Source organism: Parablautia sp. Marseille-Q6255 (assembly GCF_951230155.1).
In the GTDB taxonomy this organism is placed as follows: Bacteria; Bacillota; Clostridia; order Lachnospirales; family Lachnospiraceae; genus Choladousia.
Genome location: NZ_CATNVD010000003.1, coordinates 38061 through 57400, shown reverse-complemented (window position 1 = coordinate 57400; position 19340 = coordinate 38061). Strand labels below are relative to the sequence as shown.

Annotated in this window: 16 protein-coding genes; 13 read left to right on the top strand and 3 right to left on the bottom strand. The window is 44.9% G+C overall.

The window, feature by feature from the left end; translation table 11 throughout:
* The first annotated feature begins 267 nt into the window (after window positions 1–267).
* From QOX44_RS03795 to rsmI, 7 genes are all read left to right on the top strand, one after another.
* Window positions 268–1404, top strand: a complete 1137-nt coding sequence (locus QOX44_RS03795) for a Fic family protein (RefSeq protein ID WP_283681602.1) — start codon at window positions 268–270, stop codon at window positions 1402–1404.
* A gap of 229 nt (window positions 1405–1633) precedes the next feature.
* Window positions 1634–3160, top strand: a complete 1527-nt coding sequence (locus QOX44_RS03790; protein ID WP_283681357.1) for an aminotransferase class I/II-fold pyridoxal phosphate-dependent enzyme — start codon at window positions 1634–1636, stop codon at window positions 3158–3160.
* A 27-nt stretch (window positions 3161–3187) separates the two neighbouring features.
* Complete coding sequence (locus tag QOX44_RS03785; RefSeq protein WP_283681356.1) at window positions 3188–3784, top strand: guanylate kinase; 597 nt, start codon at window positions 3188–3190, stop codon at window positions 3782–3784.
* Between the two features lie 121 nt (window positions 3785–3905).
* Entirely contained in the window at window positions 3906–4904 is a 999-nt protein-coding gene (gene holB, locus QOX44_RS03780; protein ID WP_283681355.1) for a DNA polymerase III subunit delta', read from the top strand.
* Window positions 4897–5841 (top strand): PSP1 domain-containing protein, encoded by a 945-nt coding sequence (locus tag QOX44_RS03775; RefSeq protein ID WP_283681354.1) that lies wholly within the window; start codon window positions 4897–4899, stop codon window positions 5839–5841. The genes holB and QOX44_RS03775 overlap by 8 nt, the downstream gene beginning before the upstream one ends.
* Window positions 5831–6568 (top strand): tRNA1(Val) (adenine(37)-N6)-methyltransferase, encoded by a 738-nt coding sequence (locus QOX44_RS03770; RefSeq protein ID WP_283681353.1) that lies wholly within the window; start codon window positions 5831–5833, stop codon window positions 6566–6568. The genes QOX44_RS03775 and QOX44_RS03770 overlap by 11 nt, the downstream gene beginning before the upstream one ends.
* A 91-nt stretch (window positions 6569–6659) precedes the next feature.
* Entirely contained in the window at window positions 6660–7505 is an 846-nt protein-coding gene (gene rsmI, locus QOX44_RS03765; protein ID WP_283681352.1) for a 16S rRNA (cytidine(1402)-2'-O)-methyltransferase, read from the top strand.
* 113 nt (window positions 7506–7618) lie between these two features.
* Here the strand turns inward: rsmI and QOX44_RS03760 are convergent, their stop codons facing one another.
* A complete protein-coding gene (locus QOX44_RS03760) occupies window positions 7619–8713 on the bottom strand; it encodes a hypothetical protein (protein WP_283681351.1) in 1095 nt (364 codons plus the stop codon).
* A gap of 366 nt (window positions 8714–9079) precedes the next feature.
* Between QOX44_RS03760 and QOX44_RS03755 the strand changes: the two genes are divergently transcribed.
* The 4 genes from QOX44_RS03755 to QOX44_RS03740 all read left to right on the top strand — a co-directional run bounded on the left by QOX44_RS03755 (window position 9080) and on the right by QOX44_RS03740 (window position 13822).
* Entirely contained in the window at window positions 9080–10099 is a 1020-nt protein-coding gene (locus QOX44_RS03755) for a dipeptidase (RefSeq protein WP_283681350.1), read from the top strand.
* A 147-nt stretch (window positions 10100–10246) separates the two neighbouring features.
* On the top strand, window positions 10247–11137 hold the full coding sequence (locus tag QOX44_RS03750) for a LysR family transcriptional regulator (protein ID WP_283681349.1): 891 nt from the start codon (window positions 10247–10249) through the stop codon (window positions 11135–11137).
* Window positions 11138–11292: 155 nt separating this feature from the next.
* Window positions 11293–12630 carry a hypothetical protein gene (locus tag QOX44_RS03745; RefSeq protein ID WP_283681348.1) on the top strand — a complete coding sequence of 446 codons (1338 nt, stop codon included), beginning with the start codon at window positions 11293–11295 and terminating at the stop codon, window positions 12628–12630.
* A gap of 4 nt (window positions 12631–12634) precedes the next feature.
* Window positions 12635–13822: an MFS transporter gene (locus tag QOX44_RS03740; protein ID WP_283681347.1), complete on the top strand. Its 1188-nt coding sequence runs from the start codon at window positions 12635–12637 to the stop codon at window positions 13820–13822.
* An 83-nt stretch (window positions 13823–13905) separates the two neighbouring features.
* Here the strand turns inward: QOX44_RS03740 and QOX44_RS03735 are convergent, their stop codons facing one another.
* Window positions 13906–14799: an Rpn family recombination-promoting nuclease/putative transposase gene (locus tag QOX44_RS03735; RefSeq protein WP_283681346.1), complete on the bottom strand. Its 894-nt coding sequence runs from the start codon at window positions 14797–14799 to the stop codon at window positions 13906–13908.
* 268 nt (window positions 14800–15067) lie between these two features.
* On the bottom strand, window positions 15068–16672 hold the full coding sequence (gene pckA, locus QOX44_RS03730; RefSeq protein WP_283681344.1) for a phosphoenolpyruvate carboxykinase (ATP): 1605 nt from the start codon (window positions 16670–16672) through the stop codon (window positions 15068–15070).
* A 341-nt stretch (window positions 16673–17013) separates the two neighbouring features.
* Between pckA and QOX44_RS03725 the strand changes: the two genes are divergently transcribed.
* Complete coding sequence (locus QOX44_RS03725; protein ID WP_283680726.1) at window positions 17014–18741, top strand: IS1634 family transposase; 1728 nt, start codon at window positions 17014–17016, stop codon at window positions 18739–18741.
* A 425-nt stretch (window positions 18742–19166) separates the two neighbouring features.
* Window positions 19167–19250 (top strand): K(+)-transporting ATPase subunit F, encoded by an 84-nt coding sequence (kdpF, locus tag QOX44_RS18305; protein WP_442955376.1) that lies wholly within the window; start codon window positions 19167–19169, stop codon window positions 19248–19250.
* Window positions 19251–19340 lie beyond the last annotated feature (90 nt).

The following is a 19340-nucleotide window of genomic DNA, read 5'->3' as shown; positions in this document are numbered from 1 at the left end:
ATTATCTGGCATGCAGCGGTAAAAAACAAGCAAAATGTCATTGCGGAGTGCAGGAAGGGATGTTCCGGGCGCGCAAAGGATCTTTGCACACCCCCCGCCAGCTCAAACTGTCCTCTTTGTTGGATGAATTTCTTGCACAATACAGTACGATTCGTTATAATTTTCCATGAAGAAGTGATACCGGTTGAGCATATTAAAGTGTGAAAGACAGTACAGACAGATGATTGCAGGAACTGATAGGGATACATGGGAGAGTGGGTAGTGGATATGGAGAAAGACCCATTTAAGGAATATTTGAGGGAGGCTGAACCGGATAAAGCTCATAAATGCTATGCCTGGAGTACAGCAATCGGACTTCAGGCGGTAGATGGACTTAAACCTTCAAAATATTTGATTGATACAGCCATTCAAAATATTGAGGGAAAAATCACAATAGAAGAAGCACAAAATCTCATAGATGCTTATTACGAAGAAAGACCGGAACATTTATCTGCTGAGGAGCGTACAGAAGAAGCGGATAAGGTATCTTCCCGCATTGCTGAGATACTTTCCGAAACGGCGTTTTCTTTTTCTCCAAATGAGTATATTTCTATTCATCGCAGACTCTTTCAGGGTATTTACAATCAGGCCGGAAGGATAAGAGATTATAATATTACGAAAAAAGAATGGGTGCTTGATGGTGCAACCGTTATGTACGGCAGCGCTTCCGAACTGAGAGCTACCCTTGAATATGATTTTTCGCAGGAGAGAGATTTTAGTTACAAAGGATTGTCGATGGATGAGATCATTCACCATCTTGCAGTTTTTATTTCAAGATTGTGGCAAATCCATATTTTCGGAGAGGGAAATACAAGAACAACAGCGGTATTCTTCATCAAATATTTGAGAACACTTGGATTTTCAGATACGAATGATATTTTTGCGGAAAATTCCTGGTATTTCCGAAATGCACTTGTCCGAGCGAATTATACAAACCTGCAAAAGAATATCTATGAAACAACAGAGTATCTTGAGGTATTTCTGAGAAATCTGCTTTTAAATGAAAACAATGAGCTTCACAACCGAAATCTTCATATAAGTGGACTTCTAACGGATAAAAAAGTGGATATTCAGAATGAAAAAGCGGACATTCAGAATGAAAAAGTAGATATTCGGAATGAAAAAGTGGACATTGAAAGTGTGCTTTCCGAAAAAGGAAAAGAGTTTTCTGCAAAAACGACAGTTCATATCCAACGGCTTTTTGAAAAGTTTGGTTTTGATGAGGTATTTGGAAGAAGCGCTGTTATGGAACTGCTTGAATTGAAAGGTTCAGGTGCTTCTAAACTTATTTCCAATTTGGTACGGTCAGATATTATCGAGCCCGTATCAGGTCGCGGGAAGGGAAAGTATAAATTCAAAAAATAATTTGCGGAGCGATAGTTAGCGAGGATAAGTTTAAAAAAAATCAGACACAATTGGACAAATCGCACTATGGATAATATTAAGTTTTTCCCAAATGCGCATATCGGGCAGTCAATGCAGTACCTGTACAGCAAAATTAGTTACTTGGTGATCGGAATTGGATGAATTTCTTGCACAATACAGTACAATTCGTTATAATTTAACGGAGTATGAAATGGGCAGGGAGGAGCAGATGGAAGAGCTATCTTTACTGGAACAGCTAAAAACTTACAGTGATTCGGACTACTATCCTTTGCATATGCCCGGACATAAACGGCGGTTTGCAGGTATGGGAGATCCGTATGCGATTGACATCACAGAGATTGACGGATTTGACAATCTGCACCACGCGGAAGGGATCCTGCGTGCGGCGCAGCGGCGTGCGGCGCGGCTTTATGGAGCAGAGGAGACGCATTATCTGATCAATGGCAGTACGTGCGGGATCCTTGCGGCAGTCTCTGCGGCGGCGCGGCGCGGCGATACGGTTCTGATGGCGCGAAACTGCCACAAGGCGGTGTACCACGCGCTGCTTTTGAATGGGCTGCATGCGCAGTACCTTTATCCGAATGTCGATCTGGAACGGGGGATAAATGGCAGTATTTCTCCCGAAGAGGTCCGCCAGGCGCTTTGGCACCAGCAAAAGGAGAGACAGAAGGAGACGGATGCGTCAGACCGAACGCGTGATGGTCTGGAGCGGACGGTTCACAGGGACGCCGGAGCGTCGGGACGGATCTGTGCGGTGATCCTTACCTCTCCCACGTATGACGGTGTAGTGTCGGACGTGCGTCAGATCGCACAGGAGGCACACCGTGCAGGAGCTGTTTTGATCGTAGATGAGGCGCATGGGGCGCATTTTCCGATGCACGGCTATTTCCCCGGGACCGCGCTTTTGTGCGGGGCAGATATTGTGATCCACAGCCTGCATAAGACGATGCCGGCTCTGACGCAAACTGCGCTTTTGCATGTACAGGGGAGCCGGGTGGATCGGGATCGGCTCCGCAGATATCTGGGAATTTATCAGACCAGCAGTCCAAGCTATGTGCTGATGGCCGGAATGGACCGATGCATCGAAGTGATGGAGCAGCAGGGCGAGGAGCTGTTTGGTGCATTTGTGCAGCGCCTGGAGCGGATGCGCAGGAAGCTTTGCCGCATGGATGCGCTGCATCTTGTCACCGGAGAGGAACCGGAGCTTTGCGCGTTTGGCTATGACCGGTCGAAGGTAGTGATCTCCACAGAAAACTGCGCTTTAAACGGGCTTGAGCTTGCACAGATCCTGAGAAGGGTGTATCATCTGGAGCCGGAGATGGCTGCACCGGAGTATGTGACAGCCATTATGACGGTCTGTGATACGCAGGAAGGATTCGATCGTCTGACACAGGCGCTGCTTCAGATTGATGAAGGGCTGACAGGAAGGAAGAGAGCAGGAAGCCCCGCAGATAAAAAGCCGGCTGGATTTTATAAAAATGAAGAGGTAATGACGATAGAGGAAGCCCGGGACCGTGTATCACAGACTGTAGGGCTGCCAGAGAGCGCAGGGAGCATCTCCGCAGAGTTTGTCTATCTGTATCCGCCGGGGATCCCGCTGCTTGTACCCGGAGAGAGGATCACGCAGGGACTCGTGGAACAGCTTACCGCTTATCGGGATATGGGCTTTTCGCTCCAGGGGCTTGCCGATCACGCAGGGGAACGAATCTGTGTTGTGTGCGAAGCAGACACATAAAAAGAGAGAAAATAAAGAGGAAATAAAATGGGAAAGTTATTTTATATTATGGGCAAAAGCTCCTCAGGAAAGGATACGATCTATGAAGATGTACTGGCACGCCGGGAGCTGGGATTAAAGCCGTTTATTATGTATACGACCCGGCCGATCCGCGCGAAGGAGACAGACGGTGTACAGTATTATTTTGTGACAGAGGAGAAGCTCCGGCTGATGCAGGAGCAGGGCAAGGTGATTGAGCTTCGCGCCTATGATACCGTACAGGGGATCTGGTACTATTTTACAGCTGACGGAGACCGCGTGGATATGGAGCACTGTGATTATCTGGCTCTTGGCACGCTCGAGTCGTATGAAAAGGTCAGAGATTACTATGGAAAAGAAAAGGTCGTTCCTGTTTATATAGAGGTCTCTGATGAAAAGCGTCTGGAGCGGGCGATAAAAAGAGAAAAAAAGCAGGCTGTCCCGGATTATGAGGAGGTCTGCCGCCGTTTTCTCGCCGATCAGAAGGATTTTTCTGAGGAACACGTGCAGGCGGCCGGGATCGGGAGGCGTTTTGTCAATGATGGTGACAGACAGGTCTGCATGGACGAGGTGGCGGCATACATTTTGTCAGTAATAAAATCTTAAGATTATGCCACTTTTGGAAGCTTCCCATTAAATATAAAATGTGTTATACTGATTGAAATAGGGAAAGGCAGATACAAAAGAGAGATTCCCGTTAAGCAGTGGTTGAAATGGAGGCACGGTTATGGCAGGATTTGGTGATATTTTAGGACACGAACAGGAGATTGCTCATCTGGAGCGGGCGATTGAGACGGGAAAAGTCAGCCACGCATATATTTTTACCGGAGAGAAGGGCACGGGGAAAAACCGTCTGGCAGCAGCGTTTGCACAGACACTGCAGTGTGAGAGCGGACAGACGCGTCCGTGCGGAACATGCCATTCCTGTCTGCAGGCAAACAGCGGCAACCACCCTGACATTATATACCTCACACACGAGAAGCCGTCCAGCATCGGAGTGGAGGATATCCGCGAGCAGCTTACGGGAGATATACAGATCCGCCCCTACAACGGCCGGTATAAGATTTATATCATCCCGGATGCAGAGAAAATGACCGTGCAGGCACAGAATGCGATCCTCAAGACGATCGAGGAGCCACCGGAATATGCGGTCATTATCCTGCTGACGGTCAATGAACAGGTTTTTCTGGATACGATCCGGTCCAGATGCGTGGTATTAAACTTAAAGCCAGTCCCGGATGAGATAGTAAAGCGTTATCTGATGGAAGAGATACAGATCCCTGATTATCAGGCAGATATCTGTGTGGCTTTTGCCCAGGGAAATATCGGAAAGGCAGTGCGGCTGGCTTCTTCGGAGGACTTTTCTCTGATCAAATCCTCCGCGATGAGGCTGATACGAAATCTTGGAAATATGCAGATCAGCGAGCTGATCGAGTACGTAAAGGAAGTACAGGAGTACAAGATCACGATACAGGATTATCTGGATATCCTTGCACTGTGGTATCGCGATATGGTGTATTACAAGGCGACCAGGGATATTGACGGTATTGTATTCCGCGATGAGTTAAAGACCATCCGCGACACAGTAAATGTATGCTCGTATGAGGGTGTCGAGGAAGTGATGAAGGCGATCGAAAACGCCAAGACGCGTCTGAACGCGAATGTGAATTTTGACCTGACAATGGAGCTTTTGTTCCTTGTCATGAAGGAGAACATACATGGTTAAGATAGTAGGAGTGAGATTCAGAAATGCGGGCAAGGTATATTATTTTGACCCGAAAAGCTACAAGATAAATGTAGGCGATCACGTGATCGTGGAGACAGCCAGGGGCGTAGAGTACGGCACAGTCACCGGAGGCATCCGAAATGTGCCGGATGATGCGGTCGTACAGCCGCTCAAGGCAGTGATCCGTGTGGCGACGCCGGATGATGATGCGCGCGCAAAACGTAACCGTATCAAGGAAAAAGAGGCGCTGAAGATCTGTGCGGAGAAGGTTGCGAAGCACGGTCTGGATATGAAGCTGATAGACGCAGAGTATACGTTTGATAATAATAAAGTTCTGTTTTATTTTACTGCGGACGGCAGGATTGATTTCCGTGAGCTTGTAAAGGATCTGGCAGCCGTGTTCAAGATGCGTATCGAGCTGCGTCAGATCGGTGTGCGTGATGAGACAAAGATCCTTGGCGGGATCGGCATCTGCGGCAGAGTGCTCTGCTGTAACAGCTATCTGTCTGATTTTGCACCGGTGTCGATCAAGATGGCGAAGGAACAAAACCTTTCGCTCAATCCGACAAAGATCTCCGGTGTCTGCGGACGTCTGATGTGCTGTCTGAAAAATGAAGAGGAGACGTACGAGTATCTGAACAGCCGGCTTCCGGCAGTCGGAGATACTGTCACGATCTTTGACGGACAAAAGGGCGAGGTCCACAGTGTCAATGTGCTGCGCCAGAAGGTCAAGGTGCTGGTAGATGTCGGGGATGAGAAGGAGATACAGGAGTACGACGTATCCGAGCTGAAGTTCAAGCCGAGACGGCGAAAGGACAAGGGCGGCAAGGGCGACCGTCACGAAAAGGGGAACAAAAATCACTCCGAAGAGAAAGAATTAAAAGAGCTGGAAGCTCTTGAAAAAAAAGAAGGGAAATCCAAACTGAATGAGGACTGAGTTAAAAGACGGGGAACGTCTGGACGAGCTGCACCGCAACGGATTTCAGATCATCCAGAATGAAAAGCTGTTCTGTTTTGGCATGGATGCTGTTTTGCTTTCCGGGTTTGCACAGGTGCCGGACGGAGGCAGAGCGCTTGATCTTGGGACCGGCACGGGGATCATTCCGATCCTGCTTGCAGCAAAAACAGCGGGAAGCTACTTTGCAGGTCTTGAAATCTCAGCAGTGAGTGCAGATATGGCAAAGCGCAGTGTCCTGCATAATGGACTGGAGCAGCGTGTGGAAATTATTCAGGGGGATATCAAAGAAGCCGGGGAGCTGTTTGCTCCGGCTTCTTTTGACACCGTCACGTCAAATCCGCCTTATATGATCGGCCAGCACGGGCTGGTGAATCCTGATATAGAAAAAGCGGCGGCACGCCATGAGATCCTGTGTACGCTGGAGGACGTTGTACGTGCGGCGGCGCGGCTGGTACGTCCGGGCGGGAAGTTCTACATGGTGCACCGGCCGTTTCGTCTGGCGGAGATCATCCGTACCCTGTCAGAGTACAGGCTGGAGCCGAAGCGGATGCGGCTGGTATATCCGTATGTGGACCGCGAGCCGAATATGGTGCTGATCGAAGCGCTGCGCGGGGGCAGACCGAGGATGACGGTAGAGAAGCCGCTGATCGTGTATGAAAGACCGGGAGTTTATACGCCGGAGATCACAGAGATATACGGCTATTGACAGCAAAAGAGAAAATCTGCTCCATCATCAGACGGACAACCGGAGACGAAGTGGACAGGCAGGACATACAGGGCATACAGAGAGGAGAAACATGGGACAGGGAAAGCTGTATTTATGTGCTACGCCGATCGGCAATCTGGAGGATATCACTATGCGCGTGCTGCGTACACTGCAGGAGGTCGATCTGATCGCGGCGGAGGATACGCGCAACAGTATTCATCTTTTGAATCATTTCGGGATCAGGACACCGATGACGAGCTACCACGAATACAACAAGATAGAAAAGGCGTATACGCTGATCGGGAAAATGCGGGAAGGAAAAAATATCGCACTGATCACAGATGCCGGGACGCCGGGGATTTCCGATCCGGGCGAAGATCTCGTGCGGCTGTGCTATGAGGCGGGCATCGAGGTGACCTCGCTGCCGGGTGCGTGTGCGTGTGTGACGGCGCTGACCCTTTCCGGACTTGCGACCAGGCGATTTTGCTTTGAGGCTTTTTTGCCGTCTGATAAAAAGGAACGGTCACAGATCCTGGAGGAGCTGAAAACAGAGACGCGCACGACGATTCTGTATGAAGCGCCCCATCGTCTGTTAAAAACGCTGCGTGAGCTGTATGACTGCCTTGGAGAACGGCGTATCACGGTCTGCCGGGAACTGACGAAGCGTTACGAGACGGCTTTTTTGACTACACTTTCCGAGGCAGCCGTATATTATGAAAAAAATGAGCCAAAGGGCGAGTGTGTGATCGTCATGGAAGGACGCAGCCGTGCAGAGATGCAGCAAGAAGAACATGAAAAATGGGAGGAAATGGATATCTCCGATCATGTGAAGCTCTACGAGGAACAGGGCTGTGACCGCAAGGAAGCGATGAAACGTGCTGCAAAGGACCGCGGGCTGTCAAAGCGGGATGTGTATGCAATGCTTTTAGAGCGATAGTGCAGATTATGTGAAAAGAAAAAAGCGGCAGGGGATGTTGAGAAATACATCCCCTGCCCTTTTAAGGGAGAAAGTAGTATATTAGTAGTATCGAAAATCCATTCTGTTACTGATCAGGCCTCTGTGCTGTTTTCTTCTGATACAGCCTCAGAAGCATCCTCAGCATTTTCTGTTGCCGCATCCTCAGATCCGGCATCTGCTGCCGCCGCAGTGTCTGTGACGATCTCTGCATCTGATGGAGCACTGTCATCGGCAACTTCACTGTAAAGAGCAGCGATATGATCTGCATCTGCAAGAACAGTCACCTCTGCAGCATTGCCCTCTTCGTCAAGAACGACATAGATCACGTCACCGACCTGGATGTCCTCCGAGGTAATGATTTCTGTCACGGCATCTTCTGGAATAACGGAAGCAGCTTCTGCCATTTCGGCGCTTTCTTCCACGATTACTTCAACGGCGTCCTCAGAATCCTCAGCATTTTCGTCCTCAGCAGCCTCTGTATCAGCCGCAGATGCTTCAGCGTTTTCATCGGCAGCGGCCTCTGTATCAGCTGCAGATGCTTCAGCGTTTTCATCGGCAGCAGCCTCTGTATCAGCTGCAGATCCTTCGGCAGCTTCCTCAGGCACCTCGGAATCTTCCTGTGTCGGGAGGATCGTATCATCAGCTACTGTAAGATAAAATGGCTGTGTAAGCCGTTCAAAGGAAGTCATATCGGAATAATTAATAGTTGTTGTATGATCCGGGGATACTTCCAGAACAGCATAGACCTCGTCAGCTTCCCCGGTGCTTTCCGCACCGTCGGTCGAAGCAGCATCAGCTGTCTCATCTTCAGCGGTATCCTCGGCAGCATCAGCTGTCTCATCTTCGGCGGTATCCTCGGCAGCAGCATCAGCTGTCTCATCTTCAGCGGTATCCTCAGCAGCATCAGCTGTCGCATCCTCAGCAGTATCTTCAGCAGCGCTTTCTGTTGCAGCGGCATCCATAATCAGCTGACTGTTTGCTATCTTAATCGTATCCTCTGTAATTTCTGTAATCTGCCCCACAAATGTGTCGGTGTTCTCAGCAGAAGTATCTGTCAGGTCTTCTGTGGAGGCCTCATCAGCTGTGGCTTCCACGGAAGCAGGTTCTGTCGACTCCTCAGCAAAAGCGGCAGTAGATGAAAGTGCCAGAGTCAGTCCAAGTGCGATTGCTGCGTATTTGCGTTTCATGTTTATCAAGTCCTTTCTGAAAGTTGTACACCGGAAGGAGCTGGCCGCTGCGTCTGATAATTTCCTTGCTGCGTTGCCATGTCCTTGGTGATGCATTTAGGATAAAAGAAAAGTATGTTGATTTTGTGTTTAAAATCGGAAGAAAAAGTGTGCAAAGTCTTTAATTTTTATAAAGAATGAAAACTAAGATCAAAAAAGCATGCAAAACCATACAAAAAAATGCTTTTGGTTGCGGCTGTGAGGGGAAGCTGATATACTCTTAAATTAAGGAAGAACGGTATACTTGATTTACCGGGCGGGCGTTTTTTGAATATGTAAAAGTGAAAATGTATGTAAAAAGAGAAAGAAAAGAAGGCAGGGAAGAAGATGAATTATATTGATATGCACTGTGATACACTGTCGGAAGCATTTTTGAGAGGGAGAAAAGATATTTTTGATTTTCCTGAGGCAATGGTGGACGTGAAAAGGCTGAAAAAGGCAGGGGCAGCAGCACAGTTTTTTGCCATTTATATGATGCCGCAGACAGGAGAGTCACTAAGAGATGCAAAGCCGGAGCGGGATGAACGAAGCAGCAGGAAGTCCAGGGACAGCGCTATCCCAGATGACGATCTTTATATAGAAGCTTTGTGCAAGATCATGGAAGACACAGTCAGAGAGCATCCAGAGCTGATTGCAGTGACGAGAAGCGCGGAAGAACTGGAGGATAATCTTGCCGGGAAAAGAATTTCAGCATTCCTCACGCTGGAGGATGGACGCGCTGTACAGGGCAGTATGGATCGGCTGGAGGATTTTTATAAGATGGGCATACGGCTGATCTCGCTTACGTGGAATTTTGCAAACTGTTTTGGCAGTCCGAACTCGACCGATCGGACGGTAATGGAGCAAGGGCTTACAGCCTTTGGAAAAGAGGCGGTGAGCCGGATGGAGGAGCTTGGCATGATCGTAGATGTGAGCCATCTTTCTGACGGAGGCTTTCTGGATGTCGCGCAGGTGCTGCACGGACCGTTCGTAGCCTCCCACTCCAATTGCCGTGCGCTTTCCCCGCATCCGCGTAATCTGACGGATGACATGCTTCGTACACTTGGCGAGCGCGGCGGCGTAGCAGGGCTGAACTTTTTTCCGGCATTTTTACACAGAGATGAGACACGGGAAGACAGTACGGTCAGGCATATGGCGGCGCACATAAAGCACATGGTAAATAAGGGCGGAATCGAATGTGCTGCGATCGGAACCGATTTTGACGGGATACACGGGCAGCTTGAGATCGGAGAGCCGCAGAAGATGCATCTGCTGTTCGAGCGCCTGGAGCAGGAGGGATTTACGACAGGCGAGATAGAAAAGATCGCATTTGGAAATGTGCGGAGGGTGATCCATTCACTGCTGTAGGGGGGGATTTAGGACAATTCATTTTCTGTTAGCTTTTCTACTCAATAGAGGAGTTTTGTATATGTGGCTTTATGTGGTTTTTAACTATAGTAAAGATATATCATCTACAACAGGTTATTCTGTATAAAGAGGAACAGGAAAAATAATATGAAAATCAACATTATGAGAGAATATGTGCGTTTGACTGCAAATAAGAATTATTCAAAAACTGCAGAGGAGTTATTTCTTGCTCAATCTGCTTTGAGCAGACATATAACATCTCTTGAAGCAGAATTAAGCACAAAGCTTATTAATCGTGATAAAAATAGTTTTGAGTTAACTGCAGCAGGTGAAATTGTACTTGAAGAGTTTAATACGATTCTCATGCATTATGAGAATTTGCTAGAAAGACTTGCACGACAGGAAAATATGGAAAAGGGGGAACTTCATCTGGGATATTTGTATTATGATGCAGAATTTTATGTGTCCAAAATCCGAGATGTGTTTAAGAAAAAATATCCTAATATTACATTAGTACTACATGCCTATCAGCCGGTACAACTAGAGGAGGAGTTGTTATCAGGGAAAATAGATGCAGCAATTCTGTATGGCGTATCAGGAACTGCATTAAAAAATATAAAGTATGTTCCTTTTTTGAAGATTCCATTTTCGCTGATTTATGATAGATCTCACAGATTTTCTACTATGGAGAATATTTGTGTTGCTGATTTAAGTGGAGAAAAATTATTATGTCCATATAAGCCGTTTGTTATCAATCATGTAGGTGATGTGCTGGAAGATATGCTTCAGACCGCGCAGGTGCAGCTTTCTGAGAAAATTCCGATTTATAATTACGATGAGGTCCCATGGATTATGAAAGAAACAGGAGCTGTTTATATTTCGCCAATGGCAAACAGTAGTATATATGGAAACAATACAAAATCCTGTTTTCTTCTTCCGGATATGTACCATACAGATATTAGTGCAGTCTGGCTGAAAGGGCAGTCAAATCCGGCAATCAAATATCTGAATACAGCAATAAAAATATGTTATCCATAATAAAAAATAATGCCGTTTCAAAATACTTATGTAATGCTGAAAATGCATAAGGTATGATGAAACGGCATTTCCATTTGCATTGAATGTTATTATATAATTCATATATCAGATAATAGCATTATTCTATAATAAATATGAAAGAGAGGGTATTACTTATGAGTGAAGCTATTAAAAATCCATTAACTGATTTCATTAATTCTGCAAATATGGAATTCGAACCTATTTATCCGGGAAGCACAAAGATTGGGACAATGATGGCAAAAAGAGCTACCTGGGAATGTGATCCATGGTATGAAGTGGGCGAAAGCTACTTCAAGAGCTCTTACATTCATGCAGGCCTTTCTGGACTGGAAGAAACATTCAAAGGACCTGATGCAGCAAAGCTTTTAAGCGACTGCAGTATTAATAATGTATATAAATGGAAAGCAGGAAGATGTAAACATCTTGTTGCTCTTACACCGGATGGCCTGGTCGCAAACCATGCTCTGTTTTTTAAAGATGCAGAAGATACGTTCCGTACCACTGCAGGATGCTCAGTGCCGTATTTAATGGCTTTGCAATCTGGAAAATACAATGTGGAATATACGACAAAGAGAGCCTTTATTTTCCAGTTTTCGGGACCGTTGTCTCTGACGATTTTGGAAAAAGCAACACAGACAGATTTACATGATGTAAAATTTTTGGAATTTAGACCTGTTCGTATTCCCGGAATTGATACTCAACTGGAGATTTGCAGAATTGGTATGAGCGGTACGTTAGCTTATGAAATTCACGGGTATGACGGCTTTGGCCCGGAAGTATATGATCACATCTATCAGATTGGAAAGCCTATGGGAATGAAACGAATGGGGTGGCAGAATTATACAGTGAACCATACTTTTGGTGGCTTTGCTCAAATGACGGTTAATTTTGAACTTTCGCTGTATCAATCGCCGGAATTTTGTGAACAATCTCCATTTCCGCTTGTTTGCAGCGGTAGTGTTGATCCGACAGATCTGCGTGCCCGTTTTCGTACGCCTGTTGAATGTGATTGGGGGTGGATGGCAAAGTTTGATCATGATTTTGTAGGAAGAGAAGCTCTTGAAAAAGAGATGGCTGATCCGAAACGTAAGCTAGTTACGTTGGAGTTTAACCCGGATGATATTGCGGATGTAATTCGCTCTCAGTTTACAGACAAACCATATAAAATAATCCAGTTTCCATGTGCAGAGCCGCAGCCATGCGGAGGACATCAGGATTATGTTACAGACAAAGATGGCAATGTGATTGGAATTTCTTCGGTTCCAACATATAGTTCGTATTTTCATGCTATGATTTCTCATACTATTATTGATGTTGATAAGGCGAAAGAAGGAGACGAGGTGTTGGTTCAGTGGGGCGACTATGGAAAACGTATCAAGAATCTTCGCGCTAAAATTGCAAAATTTCCGTATATTCATGGGGTAATGGATAACAGAGATTATGATTTGAGTACAGTTCCTTACGGAGTATGAGAATATGAATATTAAAATAAGAAAAAGTAAAGCAACTGTGGGCCTTGCTTTTATTGTGTTGTGTTTCTGCTATATGATCCCTAATTATGCACAATATCAAGTATCTCCGTTGGGATCACGTATTGTGGAAGAATATGGATTGCAGCTGTCGCAACTATCTTTACTGTTCAGCGCGCCGATGATTCCAGCTATTTTTCTTAGTCTGTTGAGCGGTTTACTTCTTGATCGATTTGGTACAAAGTCAGTTATAGGAGTGGGATTGACTGTTACAGCAATAGGCTGTGTAATTCGCGCCTTCAGTGATAGCTATATGCTCTTATTTGTGGGTACAATGCTGACAGGTTTTTCTGCGTGTTTTATTAATGCTGGAAGTGGGAAAATTGTAGGTAATCTGTACAATCACAAAGAAGTACCAGGAAAAATGGGAATACTTATGGCAGCTTCTACAGCTGCAATGACAATTGCAAACTTTACAAGTGCTTACTTTTCTTCCCTGCGTAACGCATTTATAGCTTCTTCAATTATTGCATTTATTGGTTTAATCTTGTGGTTTTTATTTCAAAAAGATACAAAACAGGAAAACGGTACATCAAAATCTTCGGGAATAGAAATAAAAGACTGCTTGAAAATAACGGTAAAAAATGTGGATGTATGGCTAATAGCATTTGCATTGTTTTTTATTATGGCTGCAAATATGATCATAGGATCTTTTTTACCTACCGCATTGGGGACTCGCAGTATAAGTATAACAATAAGTGGGTATATTGCAGCATGTTATACAGTTGGAAATTTTCTCGGCTGTTTGATTGCTCCAATCTGTATTGCAAAGTTAAGAAGTCAAAAGCGGGTATTGCTTATTTTTTCGGTAGTTGCTGCTATAGGCGTGGCTTTTGCCTGGATGATTCCTCAGACAGTTTTTCTTGCTGCTGGTATGTTGCTTACAGGAATATTTTTAGGAGGATTGATTCCGACTTTATTAGCTCTTCCAGTTCAAATTCCAGAAATCGGACCAGTCTATGCTGGTACAGCAGGAGGAATGATTGGGACTATTCAGCTTCTTGGAGCTGTATTGATGCCAAGTTATATTTTAATACCAGTTTCTGGTAAAAATTTTATGGTTTTATTTGGTCTCGGTGGTTTATGTATGGTTGCTGCAGCAGTTCTTTGTCAGTGTATCCGAAGGATTGATTAATCATAAGAAGTGGGAGTCTATACTCAAGCCTGTGTAAACCTTCAAACTGATGTAAGATAGACTTACCAGTTTGGAGGTTTACTTTAATGTGGAACCTTCTCTACCCATTCTTTAATAACGGCTATATCAACGTCTGCCGCCAGAGCGATTTTTTCAAGAGGTAAACCCATCTCAAAGAAACGCAGAGCCATGTCACGTTTTCCTTCCTCCCGTCCTTCCTCGCGTCCTTCTTCTAATGCGTCCTGTCTGTCATAATATTTTTCTTCCCAAGCCTGCATATATTTTACTCCTATCTCCTCGTTGGTTCGTACCCTGCGAACGCGGTTATGAATTTTCCGGATTCGATTGCTTTTGGAGACATTGGCGACATCATCTGTCGTATGCTCCAAATAATGAAGAAATTCGATGAGTTCAGGGGAGACTTCCGCGTCGTTTGTTCCGTGTGTGTTGAGAAAAATCCGAACAGCTCCGTCTTCCAGATAAAGTCCCGGAATTTCCTCACACTGCGCCTGAAAGGTGTAACGGTATTTCCCTTTGCCAAATAAGTCAAACGTCATGATCATAATCAGATATGTCTGATTCAGCAGATTGTAGTTTGGAATACCTGTTTCAAGGAGAGAGGCATCGAGAAGCGACTGATAATAGCGGCTGCGTTTGGGCAGATCATTTTTGCGTCGCTCCTGCATTTCTGTATTGTAGACAGTCTCCTCTTCATCGACAGAAAAAACGTCCATGCGAACGGAGCGGGCGAGCGGAGAGAGACGAAATTCTTTTTCTGTTTCATTGTGAGAAAGCAGAGAAATTTCTTTTCCCAGGATAATACTCAGCACTTCCTGCTGTGTTTCTGCATCTTCCATCACTTCGTCGAATAAAAAGCGGTTCGTAAGATTTAAATCCTTCAAGGGTGTGATATTTGGTCTGTGTGTCGCTGCGGATTTTATGGCTCCCGCAGTTTTTTGCGTTGTGGTGTCGTTCATAGATTTCTCCTTTATCCTATCATATTTTGCCGGATTTGAATAGTGGAAAGAGAGTGTATGGATGAATGGTTATGCGGGTATTCTGAAAAGAATCTTAGAATGTGAAAGACCGTGAATAACAGGGGATTGAGATTTTATGGTAAATGAATGGAAACTTAAATGGATCATATCACATAAAATGGAAATAAGCAACATAAAATATAAGAAAAGCCCCTGCCATCTGGCGGGGGCCTCTTATACTGTCTGGTTTTAAATTATAACCTTTAAATTATAACTGCGGACCTGCTGCAACGAGTGCCTTACCAGCTTCGTTGCTCTCGTACTTAGCAAAGTTCTTGATGAATCTCTGTGCAAGGTCTTTTGCCTTTACATCCCACTCGGAAGCATCTGCGTATGTGTTGCGCGGATCAAGGATGTTTGTATCTACGCCCGGAAGAGCTGTCGGTACCTCGAAGTTGAAGTACGGGATCTTCTTTGTCTCAGCGTTCAGGATATCGCCATTGAGGATTGCGTCGATGATTCCACGTGTATCCTTGATGGAGATACGTTTGCCTGTTCCGTTCCATCCTGTGTTTACAAGGTATGCCTTAGCGCCGTTTGCCTGCATTCTCTTAACGAGCTCCTCTGCATATTTTGTCGGATGCAGCTCGAGGAATGCCTGTCCGAAGCAAGCGGAGAATGTCGGTGTCGGCTCTGTGATGCCGCGCTCTGTACCAGCCAGCTTAGCTGTGAAACCTGACAGGAAGTAGTACTCTGTCTGATCCGGTGTCAGTACGGATACCGGCGGAAGTACACCGAATGCGTCTGCTGACAGGAAGATTACGTTCTTAGCTGCCGGAGCTGCGGATACCGGACGAACGATCTTCTCGATGTGGTTGATCGGGTAAGATACACGAGTATTCTCTGTAACGCTCTTGTCGTCGAAGTCGATCTTTCCGTTCTCATCCAGAGTAACGTTCTCAAGAAGAGCGTTGCGCTTGATTGCATTGTAGATGTCCGGCTCAGACTCTTTGTCGAGGTTGATAACCTTAGCGTAGCATCCGCCCTCGAAGTTGAATACGCCGTTGTCATCCCAGCCGTGCTCGTCGTCACCGATCAGGAGACGCTTCGGATCTGTGGAAAGAGTAGTCTTACCTGTACCGGACAGACCGAAGAAGATAGCTGTATTCTCGCCGTTCATGTCTGTGTTTGCAGAGCAGTGCATGGAAGCGATGCCCTTGAGCGGCAGGTAGTAGTTCATCATGGAGAACATACCCTTCTTCATCTCGCCGCCGTACCATGTGTTCAGGATAACCTGCTCACGGCTTGTGATATTAAAGATAGCTGCTGTCTCAGAATTCAGACCCAGCTCCTTGTAGTTCTCAACCTTAGCTTTGGAAGCGTTGTATACAACGAAGTCCGGCTCAAAGTTCTCAAGCTCTTCAGCTGTCGGAGCGATGAACATGTTCTTAACGAAGTGTGCCTGCCAAGCTACCTCTACGATAAAACGGATAGCCATACGTGTATCTGCGTTTGCACCGCAGAAAGCATCTACAACGAACAGTCTCTTGTTGGACAGCTCTTTAAGAGCGATCTCCTTACATGTATCCCATGCTTCCTGAGATGCCGGCTTGTTGTCGTTCTTATATTCGTCAGATGTCCACCATACAGTGTCCTTGGAGTTCTCGTCCATAACGATGAACTTATCTTTCGGAGAACGTCCTGTATAGATACCTGTCATTACGTTGACAGCGCCGAGCTCACTCACCTGACCTTTTTCATAACCTGTCAGCTCCGGCTTTGTCTCCTCCTCGAATAATACTTCATAAGAAGGATTGTACACGATCTCTGTAGTTCCTGTGATGCCATACTTAGTCAAATCAACTTTTGCCATCTTACATTAACCTCTTTTCTTTCTTAGTAGTAATCTGGTAATAACCTGCGAACTGCAGGCATTTAACTGCCTGGAAGAGGCGGTGCTTAACGCATCTACTCTCTCTTACCATATTATACATAAATGAGCAATAAAAGCAATAATAAAATAAAAATTTAACAATCAGTTTGTCCCGTAAAACCGCGATATCTGCGCAAAAAGGGTCCGGGAGTTTGACAGTTGAATATCGGAAAAAGTACTCACAGGTCGCATAAAACCTGCTTTTTTTATGTCAATTTTTTTGATTTTATATCTGTTATTTTATGTTATTGTATGATATAATAAGGGAGGAGGGATGACAGATGAATCTTCATATAACAAAATCAAAAAATGCAGAGTCCTTTTATATCTGCAAATCTTATACAAAAGCAAATGGCAGCACTACTTCAGCTATTGTCCGCAAGCTGGGAACCTTAGAACAACTTTTGCCTGAACATGGACCTACAAGAGATGATGTCATTGCATGGGCGAAAAATGAAGTGAAAATAGAAACTGAAAAATATAAAAAGGAAAAAGAAGCACAGACAGTATTGATACCATTCCATGCGGATAGACACTTAGATTATGGCAAGCAGGCCTTCTTCCGTGGTGGCTATCTGTTTCTCCAATCCATTTATTATCAACTACAAATGAATAAAATCTGTCGGAAATTGAAACATAAATATAAATTCAAGTATGATATCAATGCGATCCTTTCGGATCTGATTTATGCAAGAATCTTAGAACCTTGCAGCAAACGTTCTTCTTACAAAGTTGCATCTGAATTCTTAGAAAAACCATCCTACGAGCTTCATGATGTTTACCGGGCATTGGATGTACTTGGTACGGAATGTGATCTTATTCAGTCTGAGGTTTATAAAAACTCCCACTTCCTTGGAAAAAGAAATGATAAGATCCTTTATTATGACTGCTCGAATTATTACTTTGAAATTGAACAAGAAGATGAAAATAAAAAGTACGGCAAAAGTAAAGAACACAGGCCAAACCCAATCATCCAAATGGGATTGTTTATGGATGGAGATGGGATCCCCCTGGCTTTTTCTCTTTTTCCGGGAAATGCAAACGAGCAGACCTCTCTCAAACCGTTAGAAAAGAAAGTCCTTGGAGATTTTGGTTGTCAGAAATTTATTTATTGTAGCGATGCCGGGCTCGGCTCTGAATCAATCCGAGAGTACAATCACATGGGAGAACGGGCTTATATCGTAACCCAGTCCATCAAAAAGCTGAAGAAAGAAGAAAAGGAATGGGCATTAAATTTACAGGGATTTAAAAAAGTATCAGACGGAACCCCTGTTGATATCACAAAACTACCCGAAGATGACAAAGGACTTTATTATAAAGACGAGCCCTACACCACAAAGAAGCTGCATCAGCGCCTGATCATTACCTATTCTCCTAAATATGCCCTTTACCAAAAATCTATTCGAGACAAACAGATCGAGCGGGCACAAAAGATGCTGGATTCAGGAAGCACAAAAAAGAACCGCAAAAATCCAAATGATCCAGCACGTTACATCGGAACGATCGCTGTAACAGAAGAAGGAGAAGCTGCTGATGTAAAGCATTATCTGGATGAAGCCAAGATTTCCGAAGAATCCCAGTATGATGGCTTTTACGCAGTATGCACAGATCTTTTGGATGACGAAGTCAATGATATTTTAAAGGTAAGTGAAGGAAGATGGCAGATAGAAGAATGTTTCCGGATTATGAAAACAGATTTTTCTGCAAGACCTGTCTATTTACAGGATGAAAACCGGATCAAAGCACATTTTCTAATCTGTTTTCTTGCATTGACCATATACCGTTTCCTTGAGAAAAAACTGAATGCTAAATATACATGTGAAGAATTATTAGATGCTCTAAAAGAAATGAATTTCGCCGGAATACAGGAACAGGGATTTATTCCTTTATACAAACGGGAAAGAATTACGGATGCTCTTCATGATGTCTGCGGTTTCCGAACAGATTATCAGTTCATAACAAAAAGTAAGATGAGAAATATCCAGAAAAAAAGTAAAAGGAAAGAATAAAATACTAAAGTCCGTAACAACGGAAAAAATCGCTATACCCCAGTAAACATGAGGGATACAGCGATTTTTTCTTTTTCTAACTGTCAAAGATGGGATTATACATAAATGAGCAATAAAAGCAATAATAAAATAAAAATTTAACAATCAGTTTGTCCCGTAAAACCGCGATATCTGCGCAAAAAGGGTCCATCGCCTGATCTGTGACTGTCCTCTGATTTTTCTGCGCATTAACGCAAATTTAATACCGGCCAAGATCTGTTAATCCCATTTTAATCATACGGATGCTAGAATCGCCTGTGCAAAGGAGGAGTAGAGACTATGATGGATCTGATCATGCTGGCAATTTTACTTGGAAGCTTTGGTCTGGTAAAGCTGTTTGCAGATTTTTGCGAACACCAGATTGAACCGAAGGAACGATAGGAGGTATGGATATGGCTGTATTAGGAGTGATCATAGCAGCGCTTGGCGCTTATCTGGTGTATGCGCTGGTGAACCCGGAAAAGCTGTGATGCACAAAAGCCGGGTGGAAGGAGAGATTCCGGTAAAGGTGAGAGACCGGGAAAAATCATAAATCAGGAAGGGAATGGCAGGAGGAAAAA